Origin of the sequence: Rhizobium sp. TRM96647 (genome assembly GCF_025780115.1) — a bacterium.
In the GTDB taxonomy this organism is placed as follows: Bacteria; Pseudomonadota; Alphaproteobacteria; order Rhizobiales; family Rhizobiaceae; genus Mycoplana.
Window position 1 is genome coordinate 415,282 of the sequence record NZ_JAOXHF010000005.1, and the last position, 15,938, is coordinate 431,219.

The window sequence follows — 15,938 nt, forward strand, 5'->3', positions numbered from 1 at the left end:
ATCGTGCGCAAGCTGATCACCCGCGTCGTGCTCGCGCTGCGCAATTTCGAGCAGTGGCTGGTGGCCCAGTTCGTGTTCGGGCTGCTCAACGTCCTGAAGCTGTTTCCAGCCGACGGCGCGATGAACGCCGCCGACCGCTTCGGCCGTTTCGTCGGACCGAAGACGCGCCGGCATCAGCTGATGCTGACCAACCTGCGCAATGCGTTCCCCGGGAAGTCCGAGGCCGAGCTTGCCACGATCGCCATGGACAGCTGGGGTAACATGGGGCGAATGGCGGCGGAATACGTCTTCCTCGACCGCCTGTTCGATTTCGATCCGTTCAGCGACAAGGTCGGGCGCGTCGAGGTCGAGGGCGTGCCGATCTTCATCGATCTCTACGAGAACCGGCGGCCGTTCATCGTCTTCACCGGCCATACCGGCAATTTCGAGATGCTGCCGGTGGCGGGGGCTGCCTTCGGCATCGAGGTGACGGTGCTGTTCCGCCCGCCCAACAACCCCTATATCGCCGAAAAGGTATTCGAGTTCCGCCGTGCGCGGATGGGTAATCTGGTGCCTTCGCATGCGGGTTCGTCGTTCACGCTCGCCCGCAAGCTCGACGCCGGCGAGCCGGTCGGCGTGCTGGTGGACCAGAAATACCGCAAGGGCCTGTCGACGACCTTCTTCGGCCGTCCGGTGCAGACCAATCCGCTGCTCGCCAAGCTGGTCCGCCAGTTCGACTGCGAGGTCTATCCGGCGCGCTGCATCCGCCTGCCGGACAACCGCTTCCGGCTCGAGCTGGAACCGGCGATGGAAATCCCGCGCCGCCCTGACGGCGCCATCGACGTCGACGCGACGGCGCAGAAGCTGAACGACAAGGTCGAGCAATGGGTTCGGGAGTATCCGGGCCAGTGGCTCTGGTATCACGACCGCTGGGACATCAAGAAGACCGTCAAGCACGTCAAGGCCTGACGGCGAGCGCCTTCGTCAGGCGTCGTGAAGCCCACGCAGCAGGTGGTCGCGCTCGAAGGCGATATGGCGGCGGATCGTCTCGAAGAAGCCGCGCAGCATGTAGCCGGCGGCCTCGATGTTGACGTCCGGCGCGCCGCTGCCGAGCTTCAGGAGCGTATCGACGAGCTCCTCTGCGAAGCACTCGTCCTCGCAATGTTCGAATTTCAGCCGCTTCAGCGTCTCGGCGAGCAGCGGATTGCCTTTCGTCCGCGCCGTCAGGTGAGGGAAGAGCACCTCCTCCTCGTAGCGATGCAGCCCGTGGATCAGCGGGCCCAGCACCATGGCCGCATAGATGCACTTCTGCCGGTTCACGCTTGCCGGCAGGCTGTCGGCGATCTCCTCCAGCGCGTCGCAGAGAAGAAGCTGTTCGCGATGGGCGCCCGCCAGCCAGTCGAGCGACACGGTGTCGCCGGGCATGGCGGAAAGAAGGTGACACACCCTGTTCTGTTCCCCGTTTTCCAGCGTCATCGCGTTATTTCTCCCTGAGTGACCGCAGCCTGGCGCATTGATGCGCCTGCGGCCCCTGCTTCTCCTTGATCTACGTCAAGGCCAAGTCTTGCTGCATCTGCGAGCAGTGATCCGATCGCAGGGTGCGGATTCGTGTCCGTCCCCGCTGCTCGCAACGCATGTCTGGTTGGGGATGCCAACGATGAAATACGGATTAGAGACAGGGCTCCTGGCCGTCGGCGCGTTCTTTGCGCTGCTCGGCGCAGCCTTCGCCCACGACAACCTGTTCCAGGCCCATATGTGGGTCCTGTTCTTCGTGCTGCTCGCCGGCACGGTGGTCATGATCAGGCGCATTTCCTTCGCGCCCTATCGGGTGCCGGGCGACAGCGGCCTTGCGAAGGGCGATGCCAGCCCCTACTTCGACGAGGTCGTCAAATACGGCGTCATCGCCACCGTCTTCTGGGGCGTCGTCGGATTCCTGGTCGGCGTCGTCATCGCCGCCCAGCTGGCGTTTCCCGATCTCAATCTGGAACCCTACCTGAATTTCGGCCGCCTGCGGCCGCTGCATACCTCGGCGGTGATCTTCGCCTTCGGCGGCAACGCCCTGATTGCGACCTCGTTCTACGTCGTCCAGCGCACATCGCGGGCGCGCCTGTTCGGCGGCGATCTCGGCTGGTTCGTCTTCTGGGGCTATCAGCTGTTCATCGTCATGGCTGCGACCGGCTATCTGCTGGGCATCACCCAGAGCCGCGAATATGCGGAGCCCGAGTGGTATGTCGACCTGTGGCTGACGATCGTCTGGGTCGCCTATCTCGTCGTCTTCCTTGGCACCGTCCTGAGGCGCAAGGAGCCGCATATCTATGTGGCGAACTGGTTCTACCTCTCCTTCATCGTCACCATCGCCATGCTGCACGTCATCAACAACCTGGCGATCCCGGTGTCGTTCCTCGGCGTCAAGAGCTATTCGGCCTTCGCCGGCGTGCAGGATGCGGTGACGCAGTGGTGGTACGGCCACAACGCCGTGGCCTTCTTCCTGACCATCCCGTTCCTGGCGATGATGTACTATTTCGTCCCGAAGCAGGCAGGGCGTCCGGTCTATTCCTACCGCCTGTCCATCGTCCACTTCTGGTCGATCATCTTCCTCTACATCTGGGCCGGTCCGCACCACCTGCACTACACCGCCGTGCCCGACTGGGCGCAGACGCTCGGCATGGTGTTTTCGATCGTGCTGTGGATGCCCTCCTGGGGCGGCATGATCAACGGCCTGATGACCCTGTCCGGCGCATGGGACAAGGTGCGCACCGACCCGATCATCCGCATGATGGTGGCAGCCATCGCCTTCTACGGCATGGCGACCTTCGAGGGACCGATGCTGTCGATCAAGGCGGTCAACTCGCTGTCGCACTATACCGACTGGACCATCGGCCACGTCCATGCCGGCGCACTCGGCTGGAACGGCATGATCTCGTTCGCCGCCGTCTACTATCTCGCACCGAAACTGTGGAATCGCGAGCGGCTCTATTCGGTCAACATGGTCAGCTGGCACTTCTGGCTCGCCACCCTCGGCATCGTGCTCTATGCCGCCGCCATGTGGGTTGCCGGCATCCAGCAGGGCCTGATGTGGCGCGAATACGACGATCAGGGCTTCCTGGTCTATTCCTTCGCCGAAACCGTGCTGGCGATGTTCCCCTACTATGTCATCCGCACGCTTGGCGGCGTTCTCTACCTCGCCGGCGGCCTGGTCATGGCATGGAACGTCTATCAGACCATTCGCGGGCGCCTGCGCGACGAGGTCTCGATGGGCAGCACCCGGCCTGCGGGCGAAACAACCCTGCAGCCTGCCGAATAAGGAGCGTGTGATCCATGTCGATACTGAACAAGCACTCCGTTCTGGAGAGAAACGCAACGCTGCTGCTGGTCGCCTCGCTCGCCGTGGTCACGGTCGGCGGCATCGTCGAGATCGCGCCGCTCTTCTACCTCGAGAACACCATCGAGAAGGTCGAGGGCATGCGGCCCTACTCGCCGCTGGAGCTCGCCGGCCGCGACATCTACATCCGCGAGGGCTGCTATGTCTGTCACAGCCAGATGATCCGGCCGTTCCGGGACGAGGTCGAGCGCTACGGTCACTACTCGCTCGCCGCCGAAAGCATGTACGACCATTCCTTCCAGTGGGGCTCCAAGCGCACCGGGCCGGACCTGGCCCGCGTCGGTGACCGCTACTCGAACGAGTGGCACGTGCAGCACCTGATCGAGCCGCGCTCGGTCGTCCCGGAATCGGTCATGCCGAGCTACGCCTTCCTGAAGACGACGCCGCTTCGCATTTCCGACGTGTCGATGAACCTCAAGGCGAACCGCGCCGTGAACGTTCCCTACGACGATGCGATGATCGAGAACGCGGAGGCGGACCTCAAGGCGCAGGCGGATCCGAACGCCGATACGTCCGGGCTGCTGGAGCGCTATCCGAAGGCCAAGGTGGGCGATTTCGACGGCGACCCGCAGAAGCTGACCGAGATGGATGCGCTGGTGGCCTATCTGCAGATGCTCGGCACGCTGGTGGACTTCTCCACCTATGACGACGCCAGCGGCTACCGGTAAGGGAGGCAGACCATGGAAACCTACACGGCGATGCGGCACTTCGCCGACGTCTGGGGACTGCTCGCCATGACGATCTTCTTCGTCGGCGTCATCCTTTTCACCTTCCGGCCCAGCGGACGCAAGGCCGCCGAGAATGCCGCGCAAATCCCTCTCAAGGAGGACTGACACCATGGCTGACAAGCATGGTGCTGAAAAGCACATTGACGAGATCTCCGGCGTCGAGACCACCGGTCATGAGTGGGACGGTATCCGCGAACTGAACAACCCGATGCCGCGCTGGTGGGTCTGGACCTTCTACGCGACCATCGTCTGGGGGATCGGCTACATGATCGCCTACCCGGCCTGGCCGATGCTGACGGAGGCAACCCGCGGCGTTCTCGGCTATTCCAGCCGCGCCGACGTCGCCAGGGACCTGGAGGCGGCCAGGGCCGCGCAGATGGTCTACGTGGACCGGATCGCGTCCGCGCCGCTCGCCGACATCGTCGCCGATCCGGAGCTGTCGCAGTTCGCGATCGCCGGCGGGGCCGCCGCCTTCAAGGTCAACTGCGTGCAGTGCCACGGTTCGGGTGCTGCGGGCTCGGCGGGCTTCCCGAACCTGAACGACGACGAGTGGATCTGGGGCGGCAGCGTCGACCAGATCTACCACACGATCGCCCACGGCGTTCGCTTCGAAGGCGATGCCGACACCCATGTCTCCGAGATGCCGGCCTTCGCCGACATGCTGCAGCCCGAAGAGATCAAGCAGGTCTCCGCCTATGTGGTGAGCCTCACCGGCGTGCCGCACGATGCGGCGATGGTCGAGCCGGGCAAGCAGATCTTCGTCGACAACTGCGCCTCGTGCCACGGCGACGATGCAAGGGGCAACCGCGACATGGGCGCTCCGGATCTGGCCGACGCGATCTGGCTGAAGGGCGAGGGCGAGGAGGCGATCGCCAACCAGGTCCGCGCCCCGAAGCACGGGGTCATGCCCGCCTGGCTGCCGCGGCTCGGCGAACCGACGATCAAGCAGCTCGCCGTCTTCGTGCATTCGCTGGGCGGCGGCGAATAGCCGAACCCTTTCAGCTAGATATGGCGGATTTCGATGCCGGCCGGGGCGCGAATGCCCCGGTCGTTCGTCAGGAAGACGCTGCAGGAAAGGGCTTCGGCGGTGGCGACGTGGATGGCGTCCGGCAGCTTCAATCGAAGTTCGGCGGCCATATTCGCGGCCAGCCCCAGCGTGTCGCGGGTTATCGGCGCCAGTTCCACGATCTTCGGATCTTCGAGCAGGCCGTGAAAGGCCGAAACGATATCCGGCCGCCGGTCCCTGATCGGCGCGATGGTGCACTCGGCGATCGTCAGTTCGGATGTGAACAGGTTCGCGTTCTGCCGGTCGAATTCCTCCAGCGCCGACAGCGCCCGGCGGCGCGTATCGTCATCGCCATCGATCAGGTAGATGAAGATATTGCTGTCGACATAGACGCGTTGCGGCATTCTCAGTCGCCACGGACGTCAGCGATCTGCCGCAACACTTCTTCTTCCGATAGACGGCGACGATCTTGTTCCGTCGCCTTCAGGATCGCAAGGAGGCGTCTGACCCGCTCCGATGCCCCTGCCGTCGCCTTGCGCGGAACGTCGGATCCGCTCCGCGGCTTTGGCAGGTTCTGATCGTGCTTCGCGTTGGCACCCATGACCGCTTGCTCCAGATTTTGTCGGACACCTTACAAGCTGCCGCGCGTGAAGACCATCCAGAACCGGAACCAGAGCCACTCCTAGCGGTCCGACCACACGCCCAGTTCGTACCCGTCCGGATCGGCGAACTGGAACCGGCGTCCGCCCGGGAAGGTGAAGATCGGCTTGACGATGCGGCCGCCGGCCTTTTCCACGCGGGCGAGGGTGGCTTCGAGATCGTCGGCGAAGAGGATGACCAGCGGCCCGCCGGTGGCCGTCACCGGCGCCAGCGTCGTGAAGCCGCCGGTCAGACGGCCGTCCTGGAACTCGCAATATTCCGGTCCGTAATCGGTGAAGGTCCAGCCGAAGGCAGAGCCGTAGAAGGCTTTCGCGCGGGCGATATCGGCGACGTTGAATTCGATGTAGTCGATCTTGCGGTCCTTGCCGGCGGCGGCCATCAACTCTCTCCCTTTTTCTCCTGCGCCGGTTTCTCCAGCAATGCCTTCAGCGTCCGCAGGTCGCGCGCCACATGGGCCGCATCGGCCTCGAAGGCCGCATCGTCCATGCCGGGCAGCCGGAGCAGGGTGAACATCACCTCCGCACCGTCGCCGTTCGGCACCACCCGCAGGGCATTCCGGACGACGAGGCCATCTTCCATCGTCACGCTGTGGTCGATCACGCCGAAGCTGTTGTCTTCGGCAAAGCGGACCCGGACGTTGCCGACAGGCCCGCCGTCGGCGATCCAGTCATCGCCGTCGGGCGTCAGTCCCGCGGCCAGCCCGGATGCCCAGAGCGGCATGTTTTCCGGCCTTGCAGCAAAGGCATAGACCTCGGACCAGTTCCGCGCGATCGAAACGTGGACGATCCGGGCGGGCATCGTGGTCATCGTCTGTGTCTCCTCTGCGCCGTCACGGCGGCTGTTTTGTCGCATCCGGCAGGGCGCCCGGCAACCCCGATCTTTGACTTAAGTCAAGGAACGGAACGGCACTGCGGCGCACAAACAGGGCGTGGAGACGATGCATCGATGAACATCTACAACGCCCTTGAACCCTCACAGGATGCCGCGATCGAGCGGCTGGACGCCGAGGCGGTCAACTCCGCCAAGGTGCGCAAGCCGCTCTATGAAAAGCGGAAGAAGATCTTCCCCAAGCGGGCAGAAGGGCGATTCCGCCGCTTCAAGTGGATCGTGATGCTGATCACGCTCGGCATCTATTACCTGACCCCGTGGATCCGTTGGGATCGCGGCGCGCATGCGCCGGACCAGGCGGTACTGGTCGACCTCGCCGGCCGGCGGTTCTATTTCTTCTTCATCGAGATCTGGCCGCAGGAGTTCTTCTTCGTGGCGGGGTTGCTGGTGATGGCGGGCTTCGGCCTGTTCCTCGTGACCTCGGCGATCGGGCGGGCCTGGTGCGGCTATGCCTGTCCGCAGACGGTCTGGGTCGACCTCTTCCTCGTCGTCGAGCGGGCGATCGAAGGCGACCGCAACGCACGCATGAAGCTCGACGCCGGCCCGTGGACCCTGGACAAGGTCCGCAAACGCATCGCCAAGCATGCCATCTGGCTCGCGATCGCGGTGGCGACGGGTGGTGCCTGGATCTTCTATTTCGCCGATGCGCCGAAGCTGCTTTCAAGCTTCGTCACCCTTCAGGCGCAGCCCGTCGCCTACATCACCGTGGCCGTGCTGACGGCGACGACCTATGTCTTCGGCGGCCTGATGCGCGAACAGGTCTGCACCTACATGTGCCCGTGGCCGCGCATCCAGGCGGCGATGGTGGACGAGAACTCGCTGGTCGTCACCTACAACGACTGGCGCGGCGAACCGCGCTCGCGCCATGCCAAGAAGGCTGTGGCGGCGGGGGAAAGCGTCGGCGATTGCGTCGACTGCAACGCCTGCGTGGCCGTCTGTCCCATGGGCATCGACATTCGCGACGGGCAGCAGCTGGAATGCATCACCTGCGCGCTCTGCATCGACGCCTGCGACGGGGTGATGGACAAGCTCGGCAGGGAGAGGGGGCTGATCGCCTATGCGACGCTTTCGGACTACAGCGCCAACATGGCGCTGGCCACCGGGGACGGCGCCGGGCCGATCGATCCGGCGCGCGTGCGCAAACCGGACGGGAATTTCTCGGAGAAGGTGCGGCATTTCGACTGGCACGTCATCTTCCGGCTGCGCACGGTCTTCTATCTGGTCATATGGACGCTGGCCGGTCTCGGTCTCGTGTTCGCGCTGGTCTCGCGCGACCGGCTGGGGCTCAACGTCATCCATGACCGCAATCCGCAGTTCGTGGTCGAATCGGACGGGTCGATCCGCAACGGCTACGAGGTGAAGCTTTTGAACATGATCCCCGAACCGCGCACCATCACGCTTTCGATCGAGGGCCTGCCGCATGCGACCATGCGCATTTCCGGCCTCCCGGACGGCGACGGGCGCAGCTTCGATATCCCGGTCCAACCCGACAAGGTGACCGCGGTGAAGGTGTTCGTGACCCTGCCCAGGGACTTCCGCGCCGAGGCCGGCGACGGCTTCCGCCTGATCGCCGAGGACCGGCCGGGCGGCGAGCGCGGTACCTATGACGCCCATTTCAACGTGCCCGGAGGTGCAAGATGACCCCGCCTGTAAAGACAGACGAGCCCGGCTTCCGCTTTACCGGCTGGCACATGCTGGGGGTGATGCTGCTGTTCTTCGGCACCATCATCACCGTCAACCTCATCATGGCCTGGAACGCCGTTAGCAGTTGGAGCGGGCTTGTGGTGCAGAACACCTATGTCGCGAGCCAGGAGTTCAACGGCAAGGTGGAGAAGGCGAAGGCGTTTGCCGAGAGCGGCCTTGCCGGCGCGCTTGTCATCGCCGACGGCCGCGTCAGCTACCGGCTCCATGATGCCGCGGGTCGGCCCGTCGCAGCCGATGCCGTGACCGTTACCTTCAAGCGTCCCACCGACGAGCGGGAAGATTTCAGGCTGACGCTTGTCGCCGAAGGGGAGGGAACCTACTCTGCTGAACGGACACTGCCCGCCGGCCAATGGATCGCGGACATCGCGAGCGTTCGGGGCGGGCAGCCGATCTTTCACCAGACGATCCGCACGGTCGTCGCAGGAGGCAGGCCATGAGCTGCTGCGCACCCGGTACCGAAGGCGCGATCGAGGCTGCCTCAGGCGGTACGCTGCCGTCTTCCGAGGAGATGCGGCTGGCCGCCCGCGACCTGGGCGAGGGGCTGCGCCAGAGCGATCTCAGCGTTCCCGGCGTCCATTGCGGCGCCTGCATCACGACGATCGAGGGCGTGCTGTCGGGCCTGCCGTCGATCGAAAGCGCCCGCGTCAACCTGACCGCCCGGCGCGTGTCGGTGCGCTGGCGCGATGTCGAGGGCTTCGACCCGCAGACGATCCCCGCCGCCATCGCCAGAACCGGTTATGCCGCCCATCTGTTCACCGCGCCGATCGCCGCCGACGACGCGCTGCGCAACGAACTGATCCGTGCCGTTGCCGTCTCGGGCTTTGCAGCGATGAACATCATGCTGCTGTCGGTCTCGGTCTGGTCGGGCGCGGAAGCATCCACGCGCGATCTGTTCCACTGGATCTCGGCGCTGATCGCCGGGCCGGTGCTGATCTATGCCGGGCGCTTCTTCTTCCGCTCCGCCTGGGGCGCGCTGAAGCACGGGCGGACCAACATGGACGTACCGATCTCGCTGGCGGTGACGCTGTCCTATTTCGTCTCGCTGTGGGAGACGATCCACCACGGTGAACATGCCTGGTTCGATGCCACGGTGACGCTGCTGTTCTTCCTCCTGATCGGCCGCACGCTGGACCATGTCATGCGCGACCGGGCGCGTTCGGCGATCACCAGCCTTGCCCGGCTTTCGCCGCGCGGCGCCATGGTGGTCAAGGACGACGGAGGGCGCGAGTATCGTCCCGTCGAGGAGATCGCCGTCGGCGACCGGCTGTCGGTCGCAGCCGGCGAACGGCTCGCCGTCGACGCCCGCGTCATAGCCGGCATGAGCGATGTCGACCGTTCGCTCGTCAGCGGCGAGAGCGCACCGGTCACGGCCAAGCCTGGCAGCATGCTCGAGGCCGGCGTGATGAACCTCACCGGCGCACTCGTGGTCGAGGCCGTGGCGGTGGCGCGGGATTCGTTCCTGGCGGAGGTCATCGGCCTGATGGAAGCAGCCGAGGGCGGGCGCGCGCGCTATCGGCGCATCGCCGACCGGGCGGCGTCCTACTATTCGCCGGTGGTGCATCTGCTGGCGCTGATCTCCTTCCTTGGCTGGGGTTTTGCCGACGGCGACTGGAAGCATGCGATGCTGGTCGCCGTTGCCGTCCTGATCATCACCTGCCCCTGCGCGCTCGGCCTCGCGGTGCCGGTCGTGCAGGTGGTGGCGGCGGGACGCCTGTTTGCCAACGGCATCATGGTCAAGGACGGTTCGGCGATGGAGCGGCTCGCCGAGATCGATGCCGTGGTCTTCGACAAGACGGGAACGCTCACCATGGGTGCGCCGCGCCTGATCGGGCGGGAGGCTGCCGGCCGGCCGGGCACCCTGAAGGGTGACCAGGCATTCGCCGTCGCCGCAGCCCTTGCCGCTCATTCCCGCCACCCGCTGTCGGCCGCACTCGCGGCTGCGCATGTCGGGCCGGTGCCGCAGTTCGGGGCAGTGGCGGAAATCCCGGGCCGCGGCCTCGAGGCGGTGACGCCGGAGGGGACCTGGCGGCTTGGAAACCGCGCCTTTGCCTGCAGCGGCGATGAGCCGGCAGACGACGGTTCTTCCGCTTCGGAGGTGGTTCTGTCGCTCGACGGCGCCGTGATCGAGACCTTCCGGTTCGAGGACCGGCTGCGGCCCGCCGCCCGCGAAACCGTCGCCTGGTTGCGCAAGGACGGGATCGAGGTCGATATCCTCTCCGGCGACCGTCCCGCGGCCGTGGAGCGGGTCGCGGCCCAGCTCGGCGTCAGCCGCTGGCGGGCGGGGCTCGCGCCGCGCGACAAGACCGAGGCGGTGCGGGAAAGTGCCGCGGCAGGCGCAAGGGTGCTGATGGTGGGCGACGGCATCAACGATGCGCCGGCCCTTTCGGCGGCGCATGTGTCGATGGCGCCGGCGACGGCGGCCGACATCGGCCGGCAGGCCGCCGATCTCGTCTTCCTGCGCGACGGGCTGGACGCCGTCTCCTTCGCGGTCGAGACCTCGAAGCGGGCCGGCAGGCTGATCCGGCAGAATTTCGCGCTTGCGATCGGCTACAACGTCATCGCCGTGCCGGTGGCGATCCTCGGCCATGCGACCCCGCTGATCGCAGCCGTGGCGATGTCGACCTCGTCGATCATCGTCGTGGCGAATTCGCTCAGGCTGCGCGGCCGGACACCGGCGCTGCGACAGGACGCGGCCGCGCCGAAGCCGGCCTCGGGCATGGCGAGGCCGGCATGAGCACGCTGATCTATCTCATCCCGATCGCGCTCTTTCTCGGCGGCCTCGGCCTCGGCGCCTTCCTCTGGTCGATCCGCAACGGCCAGTATGACGACCTCGACGGCGCGGCCTGGCGCGTGCTCGACGACGAAGACCGGGGCAAGCGCGGCTCGCCGGGTGCGCATGGCGGGTAGCTGCCATGCGCGATTGTTACCAAACAACGGCTTGTCGTAAATCGATTTGAATGCCAAAACAGCCGCCTGCCGAAAGTGGAGCGGCTTGTTCCGGTTCCGCTGCGGGCAAAGACATTTCATGCAGCGCCCTCGACCTTTGCGGCCGTCCGGCAAAGCACCATTCCAGACGGAGGTAAGAACGTGGCACAGGCGGAAATCGGTTTGATCGGTCTCGGCGTTATGGGGTCGAACCTGGCGCTCAACATTGCCGAGAAAGGCAACAAGATCGCGGTCTTCAACCGCACGCCCGAACGCACCCGGGAATTCTACGAGGAGGCGGGCGACCTCAAGGACCAGATCGTCCCCTGCGAGACCATCGCGGAATTCGTCGCCGCCATCCGCCCGCCGCGCCCGATCATCATCATGATCAAGGCGGGTGATCCGGTCGACCAGCAGATGGAACTGCTGAAGCCGTTCCTGGAAAAGAACGACATCATGATCGATGCCGGCAACGCCAACTTCCGCGACACGATGCGCCGCTTCGACGCGCTCAAGGACAGCGGCCTGACCTTCATCGGCATGGGCGTATCCGGCGGCGAGGAAGGTGCGCGCCACGGCCCGTCGATCATGGTCGGCGGCACCGAGGACAGCTGGAAGCGCGTCGAGAAGGTGCTGACCTCGATCGCGGCGAAGTACAATGACGAGCCCTGCGTCGCCTGGCTCGGCGAAAACGGCGCCGGCCACTTCGTCAAGACCATCCACAATGGCATCGAATATGCCGACATGCAGATGATCGCCGAGATCTACGGCATTCTGCGCGATGGCCTGAACATGAGCGCCACCGAGATCGGCAAGGTGTTCGACACCTGGAACAAGGGCCGGCTGAACTCCTACCTGATCGAGATCTCCGGCACCGTTCTGGAAACCGCCGATCCTTTGACCGGCAAGCCGATCGTCGACATGATCCTCGACAAGGCCGGCCAGAAGGGCACCGGCAAGTGGTCTGTCATCGAGGCGCAGAACATGGGCGTGCCGGCGACGGCGATCGAGGCGGCGGTCGCCGCCCGCAGCCTGTCGTCGATGAAGGACGAGCGCGAGGCGGCCGAGAAGACCCTCGGTCTGCCCGGCCTCTCGGCGCTGTCGGTGTCCGACCGCGATGCCTTCATCAAGGATCTCGAAAGCGCGCTCCTCGCCGGCAAGATCGGCGCCTATGCGCAGGGCTTCGCCGTCATGTCGGCTGCCTCGAAGGAGTTCGGCTGGAACCTGCCGATGCCGGTGATCGCCAAGATCTGGCGCGCCGGCTGCATCATCCGCTCGCAGTTCCTCGACGAGATCACGTCCGCCTTCACCGCGGCACCTGACGCGGCGAACCTGATCGTCACGCCCGCCTTCTCGGCCATGGTCAAGGAAACCGACGGTGCGCTGCGTCGCGTCGTCTCGGCCGCCGTTCTCGCCGGCCTTCCGGTTCCAGCACTCGCTTCGGCGCTCGGCTACTTCGACAGCTACCGCCGCGGCCGCGGCACGGCCAACATGATCCAGGCCCAGCGCGACTTCTTCGGCGCGCACGGCTTCGACCGCGTCGACGGTGCCGACAACCACCACGGCCCCTGGGGCAGCGGCCTCGTCGCCGGCGCTTGATCGCGGCGACTTTCGGATAGTGTCGCTGATTGCAAGATCGGCGGCAGGGAAAACACGAAAGGGCTGGCGCGCGCCGGCCCTTTTTGTTGCGCGGGGGCCTGCGCAAGACGGCGAGCGTCATCCTCGGGCCATTTCGGGCGTTGGTCGAAGATCGGAACAGGCAATGTCAAGCGTCCTTGCTGCTTCGGCGTCGACGGAGACAGCCTCAATCCGTCGGGATCGGATAGCTCAGCGTCTGCAGTTCGCTTGCGGGGCGGCCGTTGATGCGGCCGATGACGGCGCTGGCGAGTTCGCGGCCGGCGAGGCGGATGTCCTCGCGCATGGTCATGATCTCGGGCCGCAGCCATTGCAGGAAGGTGCTCGGCTCTTTGGAGACGATGTCGATGTCGTGGCCAATTCGGCGGCCGCTGCTTTCGACGGCGGCGATCAGGGCAACGGCGCCGGAACCTGAGCCGGAGACGATGCCATCCGGCGCGTCGGATGCCCGCATCACCCGTTCGCAGGCCGAGCGGATGTCCGGCAGGCCGGAATCGAGGTTGACCTCGCTGAAGGGATAGATCGAGGCGCCGAAATCGCGCACCGCGCGCTCGAAGCCGGTGCGCATGTGGATGTTGAAGGTCAGGTGCGGCGGCGGCTCCAGCAGCATCAGATGGCGGCGGCCGCGCTCGACCAGCCGCTTGACCGCCTCGTAGGCGAAGCGCTCGTTATCGAAGTCGTGGAACGGATGCTCCAGGCCCATCACCGTGCGGCCGTGGGTGACGAAGGGGAGGTTGCGCTCCATCATCAACGCGACCCGGGCGTCGCGCGGCTCGGTGCGCGAGATGATGACGCCGTCCGCAGCGCCTGTCTCGAGGATGTAGCGGATCGGGTCGAGCGGATTGTTGGCGGTGCGGTAGGGCGTCACGACGAGGTGATAGGGGGTGGCACCGAGGATCTCCGAGATGCCGGCCACCAGCGGGCTCGTCAGGCCCATGATCTCCTCCTCGAGGCTGAGGACGAGGCTGATCACGTTGGTCTTGCCGGTCCTGAGGCGCACGCCGGCGCGGTTCGGCTGGTAGCCGATCTGGCTGGCGACAAGGCGGACGCGCTCCTTCGTCTCGTGGCTGATGTCCGGCGCATCCTTCAAGGCGCGCGACACCGTGGTGATGCCGAGCCCGGTCATGAAGGCGATGGTCTTCAGCGTCGGCCTTTCCTGGCCGGACGGGGTGCCGCCGGCCCGCTCCCTGGTGATCCTGTCCATGCCCGTGTGCAATCCCTTCTGCCATCGGCCGGTTACCACGCCTGCGAACCGGTGGCCACTCCTGCTTCGATAATGCCTTCATACTGAAACGATACAGTTCCATTGTCGAGACGTTATCTGGCGGTTTGTGACGCAGTGGAACGGCCTTCCGGCTCGCCTCGGTTGTTATACGGCATCCATACGGTGCAGGGATTGCAGGTCTACTTGCGCAAAATCTTCGCATGTTATGGCTGCGATTGGCGCCAATAACGACATTTATACAAGGCGATACGAGAACTATTTTGCATTGCGGCATTTCGGTGCCCATCCGTCCAAGTGCGAATTCTGCGGATTCTCGCGGCGGCGGGTTGCGCGGGCAAATCGTTTGCTCTACGTTTTTACTGCAACGTTTCAGTGAGGGAGGAGACTCATGAAAATCCGTTCCGCGATTGCCGGTCTGGCGGCGACTGTCGCGCTTCCGGTCGCAGCGAGCCATGCGACGGACCTGGAGGTGACGCATTGGTGGACGTCCGGCGGGGAGGCCGCGGCGGTCGCCGAGCTGGCCAAGGCCTTCGACGCCACCGGCAACAAATGGGTGGACGGCGCCATCGCCGGCGCCGGCGGTACGGCGCGGCCGATCATGGTCAGCCGCATCACCGGCGGCGACCCGATGGGCGCCACGCAGTTCAACCACGGCCGGCAGGCCGAGGAACTCGTCCAGGAAGGCCTGATGCGCGACCTGACGGATGTCGCCGAGCGGGGCAACTGGAAGGAGATCATCCGGCCGGCGAGCCTGCTCGATTCCTGCACCATCGACGGCAAGATCTATTGCGCGCCGATCAACATCCATTCCTGGCAGTGGCTGTGGCTGTCGAACGCCGCGTTCGAGAAGGCCGGCATCCCCGTGCCGAAGAACTGGGACGAACTTGTCGCGGCCGCGCCGGCGCTGCAGGAAGCGGGGATCGTGCCGCTCGCCGTCGGCGGGCAGGCCTGGCAGGCGAACGGCGCCTTCGACGTCCTGATGCTGGCGCTCGCCGGCAAGGACGTGTTCCTGCAGGTGTTCGGCGAGAAGAACGCCGAGGTCGCCGCCGGTCCGGAGATGGCCAAGGTCTTCAAGGCGGCCGACGATGCGCGGCGGATGTCCAGGGGCACCAATGTCCAGGACTGGAACCAGGCGACCAACATGGTCATCACCGGCAAGGCCGGCGGCCAGATCATGGGCGACTGGGCGCAAGGCGAATTCCAGCTGGCGGGCCTGAAGGCCGGCGAGGACTACAGCTGCCTGCCGGGGCTCGGCGTGACCGAGGTGATCGCCACCGGTGGCGATGCCTTCTACTTCCCACAACTCGAGGACGAGGCGAAATCCAAGGCGCAGGAGGTGCTGGCCGAGACGCTGGTCGATCCCAAGGCGCAGGTGGCCTTCAACCTGAAGAAGGGTTCGCTGCCGGTGCGCGGCGACGTCGATCTCGCCGCCGCCAACGACTGCATGAAGAAGGGGCTCGACATCCTGGCCAAGGGCAACGTCATCCAGTGGACCGACCAGTTGCTCTCGGCCGACAGCCAGAAGCAGAAGGAGGACCTGTTCTCCGAATTCTTCGCCAGCGCGACGATGTCGCCGGAAGACGCCCAGAAGCGCTTCGCCGAAATCATCGCGACAGCCAACTGATCGGCCCGTTCGCGCTGACGCCGCCGGCTCCGGTCTCCGGACGGGGCCGGGGGGGGGGGGGGCCCGCCCCGCGGGGGGGCGCGCGGGGCGGCGGCGGGGCGCGCCCCGCGGCCGCTTAGGGGGAATGTCCCCGGGTCACTGGCCCTTTCAATGTGCGCCGTCGACCGGCGTGTCCGCTTGCG

The 15,938-nt window shown here is 65.6% G+C and carries 17 protein-coding genes; 11 read left to right on the plus strand and 6 right to left on the minus strand.

The genetic code is table 11. From position 1 onward, the window contains the following. Positions 1-3: 3 nt before the first annotated feature. The gene (locus OCK02_RS12505; RefSeq protein WP_263813340.1) at positions 4-948 is read left to right on the plus strand and encodes a lipid A biosynthesis lauroyl acyltransferase; all 945 of its coding nucleotides are present in this window, start codon (positions 4-6) and stop codon (positions 946-948) included. Between the two features lie 15 nt (positions 949-963). Here OCK02_RS12505 and OCK02_RS12510 read toward each other — a convergent pair whose 3' ends face one another. Then, a complete protein-coding gene (locus tag OCK02_RS12510; RefSeq protein WP_230805134.1) occupies positions 964-1,455 on the minus strand; it encodes a hemerythrin domain-containing protein in 492 nt (163 codons plus the stop codon). Positions 1,456-1,636: 181 nt separating this feature from the next. On the opposite strand from OCK02_RS12510, the gene ccoN reads away from it, so the two are divergent. The 4 genes from ccoN to ccoP are packed head-to-tail and all read left to right on the plus strand — an operon-like array spanning position 1,637 to position 5,077. Then, the gene (gene ccoN / locus OCK02_RS12515) at positions 1,637-3,283 is read left to right on the plus strand and encodes a cytochrome-c oxidase, cbb3-type subunit I (RefSeq protein ID WP_263813341.1); all 1,647 of its coding nucleotides are present in this window, start codon (positions 1,637-1,639) and stop codon (positions 3,281-3,283) included. A 14-nt stretch (positions 3,284-3,297) separates the two neighbouring features. Then, positions 3,298-4,029: a cytochrome-c oxidase, cbb3-type subunit II gene (gene ccoO, locus OCK02_RS12520; protein WP_230805138.1), complete on the plus strand. Its 732-nt coding sequence runs from the start codon at positions 3,298-3,300 to the stop codon at positions 4,027-4,029. A 12-nt stretch (positions 4,030-4,041) separates the two neighbouring features. Continuing rightward, the gene (locus tag OCK02_RS12525; protein WP_263813342.1) at positions 4,042-4,194 is read left to right on the plus strand and encodes a cbb3-type cytochrome c oxidase subunit 3; all 153 of its coding nucleotides are present in this window, start codon (positions 4,042-4,044) and stop codon (positions 4,192-4,194) included. 4 nt (positions 4,195-4,198) lie between these two features. Next, on the plus strand, positions 4,199-5,077 hold the full coding sequence (gene ccoP, locus OCK02_RS12530; RefSeq protein WP_263813343.1) for a cytochrome-c oxidase, cbb3-type subunit III: 879 nt from the start codon (positions 4,199-4,201) through the stop codon (positions 5,075-5,077). A 14-nt stretch (positions 5,078-5,091) separates the two neighbouring features. On the opposite strand, the gene OCK02_RS12535 is transcribed toward ccoP, so the two are convergent. The 4 genes from OCK02_RS12535 to OCK02_RS12550 all read right to left on the minus strand — a co-directional run bounded on the left by OCK02_RS12535 (position 5,092) and on the right by OCK02_RS12550 (position 6,562). Beyond that, complete coding sequence (locus OCK02_RS12535; protein WP_263813344.1) at positions 5,092-5,499, minus strand: type II toxin-antitoxin system VapC family toxin; 408 nt, start codon at positions 5,497-5,499, stop codon at positions 5,092-5,094. A 2-nt stretch (positions 5,500-5,501) separates the two neighbouring features. Next, the gene (locus OCK02_RS12540) at positions 5,502-5,696 is read right to left on the minus strand and encodes a hypothetical protein (protein ID WP_263813345.1); all 195 of its coding nucleotides are present in this window, start codon (positions 5,694-5,696) and stop codon (positions 5,502-5,504) included. Positions 5,697-5,777: 81 nt separating this feature from the next. Then, entirely contained in the window at positions 5,778-6,134 is a 357-nt protein-coding gene (locus OCK02_RS12545) for a VOC family protein (RefSeq protein ID WP_263813346.1), read from the minus strand. Further along, entirely contained in the window at positions 6,134-6,562 is a 429-nt protein-coding gene (locus OCK02_RS12550) for an SRPBCC family protein (RefSeq protein ID WP_263813347.1), read from the minus strand. The genes OCK02_RS12545 and OCK02_RS12550 overlap by 1 nt, the downstream gene beginning before the upstream one ends. A gap of 138 nt (positions 6,563-6,700) precedes the next feature. Here OCK02_RS12550 and ccoG point away from each other — a divergent pair, with 138 nt between their 5' ends. From ccoG to gndA, 5 genes are all read left to right on the plus strand, one after another. Beyond that, positions 6,701-8,284: a cytochrome c oxidase accessory protein CcoG gene (gene ccoG, locus OCK02_RS12555; RefSeq protein ID WP_263813348.1), complete on the plus strand. Its 1,584-nt coding sequence runs from the start codon at positions 6,701-6,703 to the stop codon at positions 8,282-8,284. After that, complete coding sequence (locus tag OCK02_RS12560; protein ID WP_263813349.1) at positions 8,281-8,784, plus strand: FixH family protein; 504 nt, start codon at positions 8,281-8,283, stop codon at positions 8,782-8,784. Before ccoG ends, OCK02_RS12560 begins: the two co-directional genes overlap by 4 nt. Then, entirely contained in the window at positions 8,781-11,081 is a 2,301-nt protein-coding gene (locus OCK02_RS12565) for a cation-translocating P-type ATPase (protein WP_263813350.1), read from the plus strand. Before OCK02_RS12560 ends, OCK02_RS12565 begins: the two co-directional genes overlap by 4 nt. Further along, positions 11,078-11,254, plus strand: coding sequence for a cbb3-type cytochrome oxidase assembly protein CcoS (gene ccoS, locus OCK02_RS12570; protein WP_263813351.1), 177 nt, complete (start codon positions 11,078-11,080; stop codon positions 11,252-11,254). The genes OCK02_RS12565 and ccoS overlap by 4 nt, the downstream gene beginning before the upstream one ends. 180 nt (positions 11,255-11,434) lie before the next feature. Then, complete coding sequence (gndA, locus tag OCK02_RS12575; protein WP_263813352.1) at positions 11,435-12,871, plus strand: NADP-dependent phosphogluconate dehydrogenase; 1,437 nt, start codon at positions 11,435-11,437, stop codon at positions 12,869-12,871. Positions 12,872-13,076: 205 nt separating this feature from the next. Here gndA and OCK02_RS12580 read toward each other — a convergent pair whose 3' ends face one another. Then, positions 13,077-14,111, minus strand: coding sequence for a LacI family transcriptional regulator (locus tag OCK02_RS12580; RefSeq protein ID WP_263813353.1), 1,035 nt, complete (start codon positions 14,109-14,111; stop codon positions 13,077-13,079). Positions 14,112-14,520: 409 nt separating this feature from the next. On the opposite strand from OCK02_RS12580, the gene OCK02_RS12585 reads away from it, so the two are divergent. Beyond that, the gene (locus tag OCK02_RS12585; RefSeq protein WP_263813354.1) at positions 14,521-15,756 is read left to right on the plus strand and encodes an ABC transporter substrate-binding protein; all 1,236 of its coding nucleotides are present in this window, start codon (positions 14,521-14,523) and stop codon (positions 15,754-15,756) included. The last annotated feature ends 182 nt before the right edge of the window (positions 15,757-15,938 follow it).

What these genes read in the sequence shown, in the direction of transcription:
- OCK02_RS12510 (WP_230805134.1), bottom strand. Translation starts at nt 1,455, where the DNA reads ATGACGCTGGAAAACGGGGAACAGAACAGGGTGTGTCACCTTCTTTCC.
- OCK02_RS12535 (WP_263813344.1), bottom strand. Translation starts at nt 5,499, where the DNA reads ATGCCGCAACGCGTCTATGTCGACAGCAATATCTTCATCTACCTGATC.
- OCK02_RS12585 (WP_263813354.1), top strand. Translation starts at nt 14,521, where the DNA reads ATGAAAATCCGTTCCGCGATTGCCGGTCTGGCGGCGACTGTCGCGCTT.
- ccoO (WP_230805138.1), top strand. Translation starts at nt 3,298, where the DNA reads ATGTCGATACTGAACAAGCACTCCGTTCTGGAGAGAAACGCAACGCTG.
- OCK02_RS12565 (WP_263813350.1), top strand. Translation starts at nt 8,781, where the DNA reads ATGAGCTGCTGCGCACCCGGTACCGAAGGCGCGATCGAGGCTGCCTCA.
- OCK02_RS12550 (WP_263813347.1), bottom strand. Translation starts at nt 6,562, where the DNA reads ATGACCACGATGCCCGCCCGGATCGTCCACGTTTCGATCGCGCGGAAC.
- ccoN (WP_263813341.1), top strand. Translation starts at nt 1,637, where the DNA reads ATGAAATACGGATTAGAGACAGGGCTCCTGGCCGTCGGCGCGTTCTTT.
- OCK02_RS12545 (WP_263813346.1), bottom strand. Translation starts at nt 6,134, where the DNA reads ATGGCCGCCGCCGGCAAGGACCGCAAGATCGACTACATCGAATTCAAC.
- OCK02_RS12540 (WP_263813345.1), bottom strand. Translation starts at nt 5,696, where the DNA reads ATGGGTGCCAACGCGAAGCACGATCAGAACCTGCCAAAGCCGCGGAGC.
- OCK02_RS12580 (WP_263813353.1), bottom strand. Translation starts at nt 14,111, where the DNA reads ATGGACAGGATCACCAGGGAGCGGGCCGGCGGCACCCCGTCCGGCCAG.
- ccoG (WP_263813348.1), top strand. Translation starts at nt 6,701, where the DNA reads ATGAACATCTACAACGCCCTTGAACCCTCACAGGATGCCGCGATCGAG.
- ccoP (WP_263813343.1), top strand. Translation starts at nt 4,199, where the DNA reads ATGGCTGACAAGCATGGTGCTGAAAAGCACATTGACGAGATCTCCGGC.
- ccoS (WP_263813351.1), top strand. Translation starts at nt 11,078, where the DNA reads ATGAGCACGCTGATCTATCTCATCCCGATCGCGCTCTTTCTCGGCGGC.
- OCK02_RS12560 (WP_263813349.1), top strand. Translation starts at nt 8,281, where the DNA reads ATGACCCCGCCTGTAAAGACAGACGAGCCCGGCTTCCGCTTTACCGGC.
- OCK02_RS12525 (WP_263813342.1), top strand. Translation starts at nt 4,042, where the DNA reads ATGGAAACCTACACGGCGATGCGGCACTTCGCCGACGTCTGGGGACTG.